The following is a 14238-nucleotide window of genomic DNA, read 5'->3' on the forward strand; positions in this document are numbered from 1 at the left end:
GTTGCGCGGACTGCTCGGCCGCTGCGCGCGAGCGGTCGCACGTCGCGGCAACGCGTTCATTTCGACGGGGGCGCTCGATCATGCATGGCACCTACAACCTGCTGCTAGTCCTGCTGTCGCTCGTCATCGCGACGCTGGCCTCCTATACGGCGCTCGATCTGGCCGCATTCATTTCGCTGCTTGAGAATCCGGCGCTCAAGCGCGCGTGGCTGGCGGGCGGCGCGGCCGCGATGGGCACCGGAATCTGGTCGATGCATTTCGTCGGCATGCTGGCGCTGTCGCTGCCGATTCCGCTGGGCTACGCGTTACCGGATACCGGCGCGTCGCTGGCGATCGCCGTGCTCGTGTCGTATTTCGCGCTGAACGTCGTCACGCGCGCGCGGTTGAGCCGCCGGCGCTTGCTGGCGGGCGGTGTGCTGATGGGCGCCGGAATCGTCGGAATGCACTACACGGGTATGGCCGCGATGCACATGGCCCCCGGCATTCGCTACGATCCCGCGTTGTTCGCGGCGTCGATCGGCGTCGCGGTGATCGCATCGACCGTCGCGCTCTGGATGGCGCAGACGTTGCGCGCGCAACAGGCGCGCCATGCGACGGCGCAGCGCATCGGCGCCGCGCTGATCATGGGCATCGCGATCACGGGCATGCACTACACGGCGATGGCGGCCGCGCATTTCGCGCCGGACGCGCGCTGCGGCGCCGCGAACGGCATCGACGCGCCGTGGCTCGCGACGACCATCGCGCTGTTCACGATGGCGACGCTGATCGTCACGCTGCTCGTCTGCCGCTTCGATGCGCGCACGACCTTCCTGCGCGGGATGACGGACACGCTCGAACGGCTGGTTCGACTGCGCACCGCGGAGCTCGAAACGGCGTTGCGGCGCTACGAACAGACGACGGCGATGCTGCAGCGCACGCGCGAGAACATGGCGACCGAGATCGACGAACGGCGGGCGGCCCAGAGTCGGCTCGAACAGGAGAAGGACGAACAGCGGCGCCTGCTGCGCGCACTCGAGGAAACCCACGTGCAGTTGCTGCAATCGGAAAAACTCGCGTCGATCGGCCAGCTCGCGGCCGGCGTTGCGCACGAGATCAACAATCCGATCGGCTTCATCAGCGCGAACCTCAATACGCTGAGAACGTGGGTGCGAAGCCTGCTGGACGTGATCGCCGCGCATGACGCCGCGCTGACGCAGCTGGAACCGGCGACGCGCGATGCGCTGACGGCGATGCGCGGCGCGGCCGATCTGGACTACGTGCGCGACGAGATCGTGACGCTGATCGACGAATCGATCGACGGCGCGTTGCGGGTTCGCCGTATCGTGCAGGACCTGCGCGATTTCTCGCGACCGGGTAGCGGCGAGTGGAGCGTGGTGGACATTCACGCGGGCTTGGAGAGCACGCTCAACGTCGTCCACAACGAGCTCAAGTACAAGGCCGACATCGTCCGCGAATACGGCGACGTGCCGCAGGTCGAATGCCTTCCGTCGCAGTTGAACCAGGTATTCATGAACCTGCTGGTCAACGCGGCGCACGCGATTCCGGTGCGCGGCGTGATCACGATTCGCACGTCGAGCGACGGCGAACAGGTGTCGATCGCGATCAGCGATACCGGAACCGGCATGACGCCTGACGTCGTTCGGCGGATCTTCGATCCGTTCTTCACGACGAAGCCGGTCGGGCAGGGTACGGGGCTGGGGCTGTCGGTGTCGCACGGCATCGTCGAGCGTCATCGCGGCGTAATCGATGTGACGAGCGAGCCGGGGCGCGGCACGACGTTCTGTGTCCGTCTGCCGATCCGACGCGCGGCCGGCAGCGCGGATGCGGCAGCGGAGATCGGGCAGCAGGCATGACCGCGCAATGACGCGCCGTCATCGCGCCCGCCTGCGCCGCCTGCGAAAGAAATTCCAGAACATCGCGGTCGCGTCCGGCCCTGTCGCGGAGTGGAACGCCTCGCGCGGATCGCCGCCGCTCCACGCATGCGCCAGGCGGCGGACGATGCAGACCCGCACGATCAGCCGGCCGCCGCGCAGATAGTCGGTGTAATCGACATCGTCTTGCGTGTAGGTATGTTGCTCGCCGACGCGCAGTTCGCGCTGTTCGTCGACGAGCCGATTGATGCGCGCGAACGCGATGCCGAGCTGCCGCGCGTTTTGCTCGGCGACGACCGAGTCGAGTCCGCCATGCACGACGAGCGCGGGCATGCCCGGATAAGCGCGCACGTCGACGCAGGTGTCGACGACGCCGATCGGATCGTCGCGCAGGCCGCGGCGCATCAGGCTCATCGCCGCCATCGTCGACAACGGCGGTGCGATGGCCGGACCCGAGTGCAGGCCGACGGCCGCGAACAGGCCCGGGGATTCGATCGCGAGCCGTGCCGCGAGCCCCGCGCCGGCCGACATGCCGGCCAGATAGATCCGGTCGCGGTCGAATCCGCGCGCCTGCACGAGCTCGTCGATCAGCGACGCAACGGCCGGCGCCTCCGACTGCGACGCATCGCCATGCCAGTTCCAGCAACGATGCGAGTGGGCGGTTTTAGCCTGTTCGGGAAACAGCACGGCAAACCCCGCGCGTTCGGCGATGCGGCAGATGCGCGTGCCCGCGGCGAACGATTCGGCCGTCTGCTTGCAACCGTGCAGCATCACGACGACGGGCATGCCCTGGCTCGACGCGGAAGCGGCGGGCAGGTATAGCGCGTAGGCGAGATGGTTGACGAGGCGGCCTGCGGCGGGGCGCGCGGAATGAAACGACCGCAGCCACGTGCCGGGTGCGTGGTGCGGCGAGGTTCGCGCGGCCGGCACCGACTCCGTGCGGCGCGGTGGCCGCATGTTGGCGGAGCGCTTGGCCGCTACCGCCGGTTTGGTCGTCTTCCTTTTGGGTCGCGTACTTGCCGCGGCGGAAAACAGATCGAACGGTCGTAGCCAGAGGCTGGATTTTTTCCTGGGCATGGACGAATCTCGTGGCGGCGGCTCGCGCGACTGCATGTGGCGAAGCCCGCCGCTGGATGGAGGACGGAGGGGGTGGCAGCGCACGATGCGTGCCTCGGGCAGCGTTCGCGTCGAAGTGCGGCGGCAACGCCGACACGGGACGCGGATGACCGGCAGAACTCCGCGTCACGTGACGGCGATCCAATAGCGTCCCGATTCGGCCCGGTCACGCACCATGCTAGCAGGCGTTGCGCGTGCCGGGTGCGATGGTTCCGTGACCGATGGATGAGTAATCCGACCCCGGCGCCGACGGAAAACGATTACATGCGATCGGATGCCGACGCTTCAGCGATACGTCCACAACCGGTGCACCACGAACATCGTCGGCGGGATCAGCAGCGCGATCGCGACGATTGCCCAGCCGCGCGGCACGTCGAGCAGCTCGGCGGTGTGCGCGAGCAGCATCGTTTCGGCGAAGCCGGCCAGCGCGGCGGTCAGATAGCGGAGCAGGTTGCGCGAATGCACGGTCGACGAGAAGCTCCACAGCGTATTCGCGAGATACGAGAACGCGGTGGCGCAGACGAACGCGACGGCGTTGGCGATCACCTGAGTCGCGTCGAACAGCGCGTACATCGCGGATGCGACCAGCATGTGCAGCGCGGTCGAGCCGAGCCCGGACAGGCCGAAGCGCGCGAGCCGCACGCGCTCGGCATAAAGCAGTTCGAACATTGCCGGCTCCGCTGCTCAGCGTGCGCCCACGCGCACGCGCGCCGGCTGTGCGCGGCGGCGGGCGTTCGGGCGCCGCGCATCGCGCGCGATCGGCAGCTCGATCACCTTGGCGTGCGTCTGGTAGCGGCGGCGAATCAGATAGACGGGGCGTTGCTTCGACTCGTCGTAGATGCGTCCGATGTACTCGCCGACCACGCCGATGCCGATCAGCTCGATCCCGCCGATGAACAGCGTCACCGACAGCAGCGACGGATAACCGAGCACCGGGTTGCCGAACAGCAGCGTGCGGCCCACGATGAACGCGCCATACAGGAATGCGAGCGCGGCGATGCCGAGGCCGATGTAGGTCCAGCTGCGCAGCGGCACGGTGCTGAAGCTCGTGATCCCCTCGAGCGCGAAGTTCCACAGCTTCCAGCCGGAGAATTTCGAGTGCCCGGCGCTGCGCGCGTCGCGTTGATACTCGATGATCACGGTCTGGTAGCCGACCCACGCGAACAGGCCCTTCATGAAGCGATGGCGCTCGGGCAGGCTGCGCAGCGCGTTGACGACCTTGCGGTCCATCAGCCGGAAGTCGCCGACGTTCTCCGGCAGCTTCACGTCGGACAGCATGTTGTGCACGCGGTAGTAGATCGCGGCGGCGGTGCGCTTCGCGAACGAATCGCACGCGCGGTTGCTGCGCTTCGCGGCGACGACTTCGGCGCCGTCGCGCCAGTGCTCGAGCATGACCGGAATCAGGCTCGGCGGGTCCTGCAGGTCGGCGTCGAGCGGAATCACCGCGTCGCCGGCCGCTTCGTCGAGGCCGGCCGTCAGCGCCGCTTCCTTGCCGAAGTTGCGGGTGAGATCGATGACGCGCACGCGGCGATCGGTCATGCTGACGCGGATCAGGCGCTCGAGTGTGTCGTCGCGGCTGCCGTCGTTCACGCAGACGATCTCGAAGCGTATTGCATCGAGACCGGCCATCAGCGGAATCACGACGTCGAAGAAGCGTTCGACGGCCTCGCCTTCGTTGTAGAACGGTACGACCAGCGAGACGAGCGGTGTGTAGAGTGGTTCGCGCATGATGGGTTCCCCTGTAATGACGTGCGTGTCAGCGGCCGGTGCCGAAGGTCGGGCGGCCGGTGCGGCGCAGTCCGTGCGCCGGGCGGTGGTGTGAGCGGACCGGATGCGGGAATCCGGTCTCGGTCGAGTTGTCGCGTGCGTCGGGCATCGACGGCACGTCGTGCCTTTCTCGTGCGATCCGGCTGACGAGTATCGCCAGCGACGCCAGCGTGACGAGCGGCATGAACTGGAACGGCAGGTGCGTGACGATTGCGAGGCCGGCCAGCGGCGTTACCCACATCAGCAGCAGCCATTCGCGATCCAGGCGTCGCCAGCCGTGCGTCCACGCATAGCGCGCATACCAAGCGATCACGAGCCCGTACCAGGTCAGGTCGTAGTCGTACAGGTACGGGCTGACCATCAGGCATGCGCACGCGAGCGTGGCGGCACGCAGCGCGTACGAACACGCGCCACGCCATGCGTACACGACGGCGATCGCGGCGGCGGCGGCCGACAGCAGCTGCAGGCCGCGCGCGACATGAGCTGGCCACCCCGCGAGGGTGGCCAGCGCGAACGCGGTCGGCATGCGCGCGAGCTTGACGTGCCCCGCGTTGACCGTCTGATACGCATCGTTGATGCCGTGCACGAAGGCGATCCACGATCCGATGCCGAACGAGAGCGTCGTCAGTAGAACGCCCACGGCGATCGTCGCGGCCCACGCGGCCAGTGCGCGCCATTGCCCGGCGCACAGCAGCGCGAGCGGGAACAGCACTGCCATCTGCGGCTTCATCGTCAGCAAACCGAAGCAGATACCGGCGATGACGGGCCGGCGATTGAGCGTCAGCAGCCCGAAGCCGGCGAGCGTCGCGGTAAGCAGGCTCGTCTGCCCGACGATCACCGTGAGGAACGCACCGGGGAACGCAAGCGCGCAGAGCAGTGCGGTATCGCGCTGCACGATCGAGCGGATCGTCATCGCGAACAGCACGCAGGTAACGCCGAGCCACAACACCAGCGCGAGCAGGTACGGCATCCAGCCGAGCGGCAGCACCAGCAGCAACATGGTCGGCGGATAAAGCCAGGGCAGCGAGCCGTCCGCCGCATTCATCGTCGGGATCGCGAGTTTCTCGATTGCGAACAGCGACGAGAAGTGCCACGCGTCCACCGCATGCCCGAGCGCGGCGAGTCGTGCCGCGCTCCAGATCGGGGCGAGATCCTGCGCGAGCGGTTCGGGCACGCCCGTGTGCGACGCATGCACGCGCGCGAGATAGACGCAGATGAACAGCAACTCGGTGAACAGTACCGCCGCCGCGTACAGACGCACACGATCACGATTGAGCCAGTGCGGGAATCGCCGCGGCCCGGCGATCGGCAGCTCCGGATGGGCATCGATGGCCGAATCGACGCGCAGAAGGGAGAGCGGCGATTTCATGGCGCATTCCGCGACCCGAGGGTCGAGCGACGCACGACGACGAACAGAACGGCAAGCAGCACGACCGGCCCGATCTGCGGCAGCTTCGTGATGCGGTTGAACACCTCGAATACCGGCAGCAGCCACGCGAGCACGATTACGATCTGATCTCCCGGCAGCCAGCCTTCGTCCAGCCCGTGGGCGACCAGGCAGAACACCGCGATGCCGAGCCACGCCAGTTCGTAATGCCAAAGATAGGGCGTGGTCAGCAGTGTGGCGACGACGAGCGCCGCGGCGCGCAGCCGCATGTCGTCCGTGCGGCGCCAGACCTGAACGGCGGCGGAGATGGCGAGCAGCCCGACGGCGATTTGCGCGGCAAGCGCGACGGGAATCGATGCACCCGCGAGGCGCAGCGCCGCGAACGGCGTGGGCGAGACGAACCAGTAGGCGGGAAGGGTGAAATGCATGCCGCGCACGATCGACATCGCATGAGCTAGCCCGTTCAGGGAGCCCGTGCCGGTCAGCGCGACGCCGGCCACCGCGAACAGCACGGTCGTGATCGCCGCCGACATGAAGGTTCGCCACGACCGCGTCGCGATCAGCACGAACGGAAACACCATCGCCATCTGCGGCTTGATCGCGAGCAACCCGATCAGCATGCCGGCGACGAGCGGGCGTCGGCCAAGGAAATGCAGTGCGAGTGCGGCGATGCCGGCGGTGAGGATGCTGTTCTGCCCGTACAGCACGGACGCGAACACGCCGGAGTAGGCGAGCACGACGAGCGCGGCGGCGCGCGGAACGGGCAGGTGCGCACGCAGGCCCGACAGTCGCAGCACGGCGTACGCATAGCATAAAAGACTGCCCGCAAAAAAGAGGAAATACGCGGGCAGGAAAGGCACGAGGGCAACCGGCGCGATGAACAGCAGCATCGTCGGCGGATAGAGCCAGGGCAGCGATTGGTGACCGATATAGGCACCGAACTGCGCGACCTCGGCATGAGAGAAGAAGACCGGGTCATAGGTCGACGCGGCATGACCTTGCAGCACGAGCTGCGACGCGGTCCAGAAGACGGAGAAGTCGACACCCGGGCGGGCAGTCGTCTGCGACGTGAAGGTATCCGTCACGACACCCCAGATGACCAGAAAGGTCACGCACAGAAGCAGCATGACGCAACTGTACGGAACGATCCGGTCAGCCGTCAGCCATTGAGCACAGCGTTTGGCGCGATAGCGTACTCCACGATTGGCTGTGTACATGATGCCCCGTTTGCGGTGAAGGCTGCCTGATCTGCCGCAACCTTTTTGTGTTGTCGTTTATCCGGATCGAATCGCGCTCGATGGCGCTGTCCGGTGAATGCATTGTTGGAGAAAAAATCGTGAGACGCAAACCGCGGGCCGAATCGCGAAATGGCGATTCGACCGCGATGCGGCTGAAAAGCGGGTTTTCTGGTCTGAGAAAACCGTACCGGCGCAAATGATGTTTCTCGCTTGAAACATTCCGGGTTTTTGGCCGGTCCGGCGGTATGCCGAAGGCACGTCGGCGGACGGGCGACATGGATTCGGGAAAATCCCGAGAAAATTTTTTTGAGCCCTTGCACAGCGCGACCGGGCGCAGCCGGCACGCGGCGCCGGGCGGCAGGCGTATATCAAATCTGAAACATTTTGTGCAGCGCGCCGAAACCCGATTGTCGGGTGATTCGACGGAACCCTTGCTGCGCCTGGTTTTCCTTCCCGCTGGCCTGCTCTTTGCGTCAAGGTCCGCACGACAGTCGACGACGTGATGAACGACCGGTTGAAGCAACGGACAGACAAGACCGGATTCAATCACCTGCGGAAAGCAATGGATCGAGGGCGCGTCGGGGAATACGCCGCCCAGGCCTTGAAAACCGCCGAAACGTCGACCGGGCGAAACAGGCGACGGCATCGTCCGCGCAAAAAGAATCACATGACAGCATTTGGGGAATAAAAATGAAAGACCAGAGCACGCCGCGGCTCGCATGCCGCGAAGAAAACCCGCAGTCGCAACGACGCGTTTGCGTCATTCGCTCAATCCGTATTCATGCCCGGAACGGTCGCCTCGCCGTTCTGCTCGATCGCGTCATTCGCCGGATCGCAGCACGCATGCATAGCGCACGCATCAGCTCACCGGCAATCGTTCGCCAGGCCAGGCTCGTACCCTGCCGTGTGCGTCGCTGAGCGCGGCATCCGAATCCGTTTGTTGTGCCGGTAGTACCCGCTCCCCGCGTCGATCCGCGACAACGGGGTTTTCATAGTAGTGCGAAAGGAGAGTAGCCATGTCCACGTTCATCCAGAAGATCCGCGGTTTCGTTCAAGACGAACAAGGCGTGACGGCCATCGAATACGGCCTGATTGCCGCATTGATCGCAGTCGGCCTCGTTGCAGCACTGACGCTGGTCGGGAACGATCTCAAGACCGTCTTCAACACGATTGCAGACGATCTCAACGCGGCGATCTGAATGGCGGGGCGACGAATGGCTGGTCCGGCCCGTTCGTCGCCATCCCGTCGCTCGTGCAGGGCCGGACATTCAACCCAACAGATGTCGAATGGACCGAACGGCGGATGACTCGGCCGGTGCAGTGCTCGAGTCTCCCCCGCTCTCCTGGTCAACCGATTCGGAGGCTGTCATGCGGACCAGCGGACGTGCGGTAGCGGTAGCGGTAGCGCGATGGATCGACGACGAGCAGGGCGTGACATCGATCGAATACGCGCTGATCGCGGCAGTCTTCGCCACCATCGTGCTGGGAAGCGTGGTCGTCCTGAAAGGATCGGTTCAAGACGCGTACGACACGATCGCGTCGATCGTGACCACGGCCGTCAATACCGCATTGGGTCAGTGATCCAGACCATTACAGCCAATCGAGGTTCGTCATGTTGCCTGCCGCGCTGCCTTACCCGGTTCCGTTGTGCGTGACCGTGCTCGTCGTCGTCGCGGCCAGCACGGACATCACGAGCCGACGCATCCCGAACCGGCTCGTTGCGATCGGGCTGGCCGGCGCGCTGATCGCCCAGTGCGCACTGCACGGGCTCCAGGCGGGCGCGCTCGCGTGGCTCGCCGGCGCGGCGACCGGCTTCGGCATGCTGCTGCCGTTCCATCTGCTGCGCGGGATGGCCGCGGGCGACGTGAAGCTGATGCTGGCCATCGGCGCATGGGTCGGCGCACAGATGACGTTCTACATCGTGCTGGCCACCTTTCTGGCCGGCGGAATCGGCGCGATCGGCGTTGTATTGCTGCGCGGGCGCCTGCGCCAGATGTGCGCGAACGTCCGGGCGCTGATCGCGCATCGCTCGACGCGCGCGTATGCAGGGGCAACCGACGGCCCCGTGGAAGTCGCGTCGGTCGGCGCGTTGCCGTATGGCGTGGCGATTGCCGCCGGCACGCTGGGCATGCTGTTCGTTTCGTGCGTCTAGCGCGACGAACCCGCAACGAGGATGACACGCACATGAACACGATCTCCACCGAACCGAAGCGCGACGCGCAGGTGACACACCTGCCGCATCCGTCGCCGTCGCGGGAGGCGCACACGAAGCCGGGCACGCCGTTGCCTGCCGCACCGCGCTCGCTCGAGGAAACCGGACTGAGTCAGGCGTTCGTCGCGGGGCTCGTGCTGAAGTCGACACTGGTGCTCGGTCGCCCGTCATACGGCGAGCTGATCGAGCGCCACTGCCTGCCGCTCGCGGTGCTCGACGACGTCTTCGCGTTCCTGGTGCGCGAGCATCTGGTCGAACTGACCCATCGCGGCAAGACGGACCTCGACGTGACGTTTCGCCTGACGGACGCGGGCCGCGTGGCCGCGCTCGAGGAGTCCGCGCGCAGCAGCTACAGCGGGCCCGCGCCGGTGACGCTCGATGCGTATCTCGCGTGCGTGTCCGCCCATTCGGTGCGCAAGCTGCGCGTGGCGCAGAACGACGTGTGGGCCGTATTCGAAGGCGTCGTGATGGACACGCAGATTCTCGACTCGGCGGCCGCCGCGCTCAATTCCGGACGTCCGTTGCTGATCTACGGCCCTGCCGGCAGCGGCAAGACGTTCCTCGCCGAGCGGCTCGGCGCGTTGATGGGCGGCCACGTACCCGTGCCGTATGCGATCCATGCCGCCGGGGAAGTGATCCAGATCCACGATCCGCTCGTGCATGTCGATGCGCCGTCGCAACCGGCGGGCCAGTCGGTCGATCGCCGCTGGCGCCTGTGCGAGCGGCCGGTCGTGATGTCGGGCGGCGAACTGACGCTCGACGAGCTCGACCTGCGCCGCGATGAAGCGGCGGGCTTCTACCAGGCGCCGCCGCACATGAAGGCGAACATGGGCATGTACATCATCGACGATCTCGGCCGCCAGCGTGTCGAGCCGCGCGACCTGCTCAACCGCTGGCTGCGCCCGCTCGATCGCGGTGTCGATTTCCTGACGCTCGAGTCCGGCAATCGATTCGTGCTGCCGTTCGACGTGTGGCCGGTGTTCTCGAGCAACCTGGCGCCGGAACAGTTCGCCGACGACGCATTCCTGCGCCGGCTCGGCTCCAAGCTTCACGTCGGCCCGCTGTCGATCGACCACTACCGCGCGGTGTTCGACAGCGCATGCGAGTCGCTCGGACTGGTGGCGACGCAGGACGCCTTCGACTATCTGCTGCACCGGCTGCACCTGCCGACCGGCAAGGCATATCTCGCATGCTTCCCGATGGATCTGCTGCGCCTCGTCGCCGCCGGCGCGCGGTATCGCGGCGATCCGCCCGAGGTGACGCACGACGCGCTGCACGACGCATGGGCCAGTTATTTCGGCACGGCGCCCGAACGCGACGGCGGATATCTGCCGCCTGCCGAGCGCGGCGGTCACACGTACATAACCGGTTGAGCCGTTTCTTTCACGATTCGTTGAGGAGCATTGCCATGAAGAACAGTCGAGCGCTCATGATGCTGATCGTCGCGATGGTCGCGGGGCTCGCCGCGGTCGTGTTCGCGTCCCGCTGGTTGATGAATACATCCAGCAGCTCGGTCACGTCGGTCGCGGTGGCGACCACCGACCTCAACCTGGGCGAGCCGCTCGGGCCGAATCAGATCCGGCTGGTGAGCTGGCCGTCGGGCAGCGTGCCGACCGGCGCGTTCACCGACACGAAGGAACTCGAAGGGCGCGTCGTGCGCACGAGCCTCGCGCGCGGCGAGCCGGTGATCGAGTCGAAGCTCGCGCCGGTCGGCACGAAGGGCGGGCTGTCCGCCGTGATCGCCGACGGCAGCCGCGCGATCACCGTGCGCGTGAACGACGTGGTCGGCGTCGCGGGCTTCGCGCTGCCGGGCAACTACGTCGACGTGATCGTCAACACGCAGGAACAGCAGGGCAAGACCGACGGGCAGAGCATCTCCAAGATCGTGCTCGAGCACATCCTGGTGCTGGCCGTCGCGCAGCAGGTGAGCCGCGACGACACTGCACCGAAGGTCGTCAATGCGGTCACGCTCGAAGTCACGCCCGAGCAAGCCGAGCGCCTCGACCTCGCGCGCAGCGTCGGCACGCTGTCGCTCGTGCTGCGCAACCAGGTCGACCAGAAGACGCTGACGACCGACGGCGCGACGAAGCTGACACTGCTCGGCAAGGCGCCGGTACCCGACGCGCCGCCCGCGCCGGCTCACGAACACGTCCGGACCGTGCGCGTGCACGTTGCATCGCACGCGGCACCGGAAGCGCGGCGCGATTGTGTCGGTGTACTGACCGGCGTGCGGGGCAGCGTCGAATGCTTCTGAAGCCATAGACCAAACATCCAGATAAACAGATTAACCAGATCGGCCGCCGTCAGGGCACGGCGACCTTGGAAGTCGACAACCGGCGGCTCGCCGGTCACTCGGGGGATCAGACGAAATGAAGATCAATCCGCAACATTCAGGTACCGGCCCGGTGCGCACGCGCATTGCACGGGGCACGATGATGGCCGCGATCCTGTGCACGGGGTGGCTGACGGTCTATAGCGCGCTCGCCCAGGAAGGCGCGGAATCGGCCGCGCTGATGAAGGGCGGTGCGAGCGCGCCGGCTGCCGTCGCCAAGGGGCCGATGCAGATGACGATCAGCATGGCGCCGGCGCCTGCCGCCGCGCCCGCCGCATCGGCGGGCCCGCTGCGCGGACCGAATTGCGTGGGCGCGGTGCGCGACTCGACCAGCGTCAGCGTGCCGCTCGGCAAGTCTCTGCTGGTGCCGATGCCGGAGCCGGTCCGCAACCGGACGATCGGCAATCCGGCCGTCGCGCAGGCGACGATGGTGTCGCCGCAGACGCTCTACATCCTCGGGCTGTCGGTCGGCACGACCAACATGATCGTGCAGGGCCGCAGCGGCGCATGCCGCGTGATCGACGTGGCGGTCGGCGCGGACGCCGGCGGGCTGCAGGCGTCGCTGCTGCAGCTGATGCCGAACGAGCGCGACATTCACGTATCGACCGCCGCCGGCACGATCGTGCTGGCCGGCACCGTGTCGAACTCGCAGGCCGCGCAGCAGGCCGTGCAGATCGCCCACGCATACGGCGACAGCGCGGCTGAAGGCGGCAGCAAGGGCGCCGGCGTGCTGAACATGCTGGCCGTCACGTCGCCGCAGCAGGTGATGCTCGAGGTGAAGGTCGCCGAAGTGTCGAAGACGCTGATCAATCAGATGGGCAGCGCATTCAACATCCAGGGCGGCTTCGGCTCGTGGAGCGGCGCGCTCGTCAGCAATCTGCTCGCGGGTGTCGCAAGCGGCGCGGTGTTCAACAAGGCGAACAACAAGCCGTTCAGCATCGCCGCCGATGCGCAGAACACCGACAACCTCGTCAAGATCCTCGCGGAGCCGAACCTCGTGACGATCAGCGGCCAGGAGGCGACGTTCCTTGCCGGCGGCAAGATCTTCATTCCCGTACCGCAGAGCAGCGGGACGCTCACGTCGTCGATCACGCTGCAGGAAGAGGAGTTCGGCGTCGCGCTGAAGTTCACGCCGACGGTGCTCGGCAACGGCCGGATCAGCCTGAAGGTCGCGCCGGAAGTGTCGGAGCTGTCGCAGACGGGCGTCACGCTGAGCGCGACCAACATCGGCGGCACGTCGATCCTGCCGCTGATCACGACGCGGCGTGCGTCGACGACGGTCCAGATGGGCGACGGCGAATCGTTCGCGATCGGCGGGTTGATCAAGGACAACGCGAGCGGCGCGCTCAAGGCGATTCCCGGTGTGGGCGAAGTGCCGGTGCTCGGCGCGCTGTTTCGCAGCACGTCGTTCCAGCAGGACCGCACCGAGCTGATCTTCGTGATCACGCCGCATCTGGTGAGGCCGCTTCAGACCGCCGACGTGCCGTTGCCGACCGACAGCTTCTCGAAGCCCAACGAAGCAGACGTGTATGCGACCGGCAACATGGAAGGCCGCAAGGGTGTGCGCAAGCCGGACGCGCAACCGGCGAACGGCGCGGCGAATGCACCGCAGACGCCGGCACCGGCTCCCGCGCAGCAGTCGGCCGCTCCCGCTGCCGCGCTGCCCGCACCGCGCGCACCGCAGCCCGCCGAAGCACCGGCAGCGGTGCCGGCGCAGCCCGAGAAGCCGGCGGCTGCAGCGGCCGCCGCGGCAGGGGCGGTGAACGCCGAATCGGCGCCTGCCGCGCAGCCGCCGTCGCAGCCGCAATCGCAGGCCGACGCGGCCAGTGCGGCACGGATCGCGCGCATCGAAGCCGCAGCCGCGCGTCTCGCGGCGGCCGGCTCCGACACGCCGGCCAAATCCGCGCCGCGTTCGAAGCACAGCCTGCCGGCCGCCGCCCACGCGCAGATCGCGCGGGCGAATGCGGAACCTGCGTCCACCGATCGTTGAAGCCATTCAAGGGGAAGCTCATGAAATCCGCCTACCTCGTATTCGCGCGCCGCGCTGCACTGGCCGTCCCGCTCGCATTCGCGCTCGCCGGCTGCATGTCGTCGACGCCGGTGTGGGACAGCCGCTTCGGCGATTCGGTCCGCGCCGTCACGCAAGCCCAGATCATCGATCCGCACGCCGCCGAACACGCGGCATCGCGACCGGGGGTCGACGGCAGCGCCGCCGCGTCCGCGCTCGACAACTACGACAAGTCGTTCAAGCAGCCCGAGCCGAAAGCCAATGCCTTCGTGATCGGGATCGGCAAGTCGACGGCGCAATAACACAG

Annotated in this window: 14 protein-coding genes; 8 read left to right on the forward strand and 6 right to left on the reverse strand. The window is 66.9% G+C overall.

All coding sequences use genetic code 11. The features are described 5' to 3' along the window. The first annotated feature begins 80 nt into the window (after positions 1–80). A complete protein-coding gene (locus HW466_RS25515; protein ID WP_151003882.1) occupies positions 81–1853 on the forward strand; it encodes a histidine kinase in 1773 nt (590 codons plus the stop codon). Between the two features lie 18 nt (positions 1854–1871). Here HW466_RS25515 and HW466_RS25520 read toward each other — a convergent pair whose 3' ends face one another. The 6 genes from HW466_RS25520 to HW466_RS25545 form a co-directional block, all read right to left on the reverse strand. Continuing rightward, a complete protein-coding gene (locus HW466_RS25520; protein WP_151003880.1) occupies positions 1872–2948 on the reverse strand; it encodes an extracellular catalytic domain type 1 short-chain-length polyhydroxyalkanoate depolymerase in 1077 nt (358 codons plus the stop codon). A gap of 324 nt (positions 2949–3272) precedes the next feature. Further along, entirely contained in the window at positions 3273–3656 is a 384-nt protein-coding gene (locus tag HW466_RS25525) for a GtrA family protein (RefSeq protein ID WP_059770039.1), read from the reverse strand. A gap of 15 nt (positions 3657–3671) precedes the next feature. Then, positions 3672–4715, reverse strand: coding sequence for a glycosyltransferase family 2 protein (locus HW466_RS25530; RefSeq protein ID WP_174905599.1), 1044 nt, complete (start codon positions 4713–4715; stop codon positions 3672–3674). Positions 4716–4743: 28 nt separating this feature from the next. Continuing rightward, positions 4744–6123 (reverse strand): glycosyltransferase family 87 protein, encoded by a 1380-nt coding sequence (locus HW466_RS25535; protein WP_151005161.1) that lies wholly within the window; start codon positions 6121–6123, stop codon positions 4744–4746. Further along, on the reverse strand, positions 6120–7358 hold the full coding sequence (locus HW466_RS25540; protein WP_151005159.1) for a glycosyltransferase family 87 protein: 1239 nt from the start codon (positions 7356–7358) through the stop codon (positions 6120–6122). Before HW466_RS25540 ends, HW466_RS25535 begins: the two co-directional genes overlap by 4 nt. Next, the gene (locus tag HW466_RS25545) at positions 7294–8025 is read right to left on the reverse strand and encodes a hypothetical protein (protein WP_151005157.1); all 732 of its coding nucleotides are present in this window, start codon (positions 8023–8025) and stop codon (positions 7294–7296) included. The genes HW466_RS25540 and HW466_RS25545 overlap by 65 nt, the downstream gene beginning before the upstream one ends. 370 nt (positions 8026–8395) lie before the next feature. Here HW466_RS25545 and HW466_RS25550 point away from each other — a divergent pair, with 370 nt between their 5' ends. The 7 genes from HW466_RS25550 to HW466_RS25580 all read left to right on the forward strand — a co-directional run bounded on the left by HW466_RS25550 (position 8396) and on the right by HW466_RS25580 (position 14233). Beyond that, positions 8396–8578 (forward strand): Flp family type IVb pilin, encoded by a 183-nt coding sequence (locus HW466_RS25550; RefSeq protein ID WP_059451855.1) that lies wholly within the window; start codon positions 8396–8398, stop codon positions 8576–8578. A gap of 169 nt (positions 8579–8747) precedes the next feature. Then, positions 8748–8960: a Flp family type IVb pilin gene (locus tag HW466_RS25555; protein WP_059502455.1), complete on the forward strand. Its 213-nt coding sequence runs from the start codon at positions 8748–8750 to the stop codon at positions 8958–8960. Between the two features lie 31 nt (positions 8961–8991). Next, complete coding sequence (locus HW466_RS25560; RefSeq protein ID WP_151005155.1) at positions 8992–9531, forward strand: A24 family peptidase; 540 nt, start codon at positions 8992–8994, stop codon at positions 9529–9531. A 32-nt stretch (positions 9532–9563) separates the two neighbouring features. After that, complete coding sequence (locus HW466_RS25565) at positions 9564–10964, forward strand: ATP-binding protein (RefSeq protein ID WP_151005154.1); 1401 nt, start codon at positions 9564–9566, stop codon at positions 10962–10964. Positions 10965–10999: 35 nt separating this feature from the next. After that, on the forward strand, positions 11000–11845 hold the full coding sequence (gene cpaB / locus HW466_RS25570; protein WP_059451851.1) for a Flp pilus assembly protein CpaB: 846 nt from the start codon (positions 11000–11002) through the stop codon (positions 11843–11845). 115 nt (positions 11846–11960) lie between these two features. Next, positions 11961–13913 (forward strand): type II and III secretion system protein family protein, encoded by a 1953-nt coding sequence (locus HW466_RS25575; RefSeq protein ID WP_176316109.1) that lies wholly within the window; start codon positions 11961–11963, stop codon positions 13911–13913. A gap of 20 nt (positions 13914–13933) precedes the next feature. Then, on the forward strand, positions 13934–14233 hold the full coding sequence (locus tag HW466_RS25580; RefSeq protein WP_059451849.1) for a hypothetical protein: 300 nt from the start codon (positions 13934–13936) through the stop codon (positions 14231–14233). Positions 14234–14238 lie beyond the last annotated feature (5 nt).

The organism is Burkholderia territorii, from assembly GCF_902833055.1.
Lineage (GTDB): Bacteria > Pseudomonadota > Gammaproteobacteria > Burkholderiales > Burkholderiaceae > Burkholderia > Burkholderia territorii.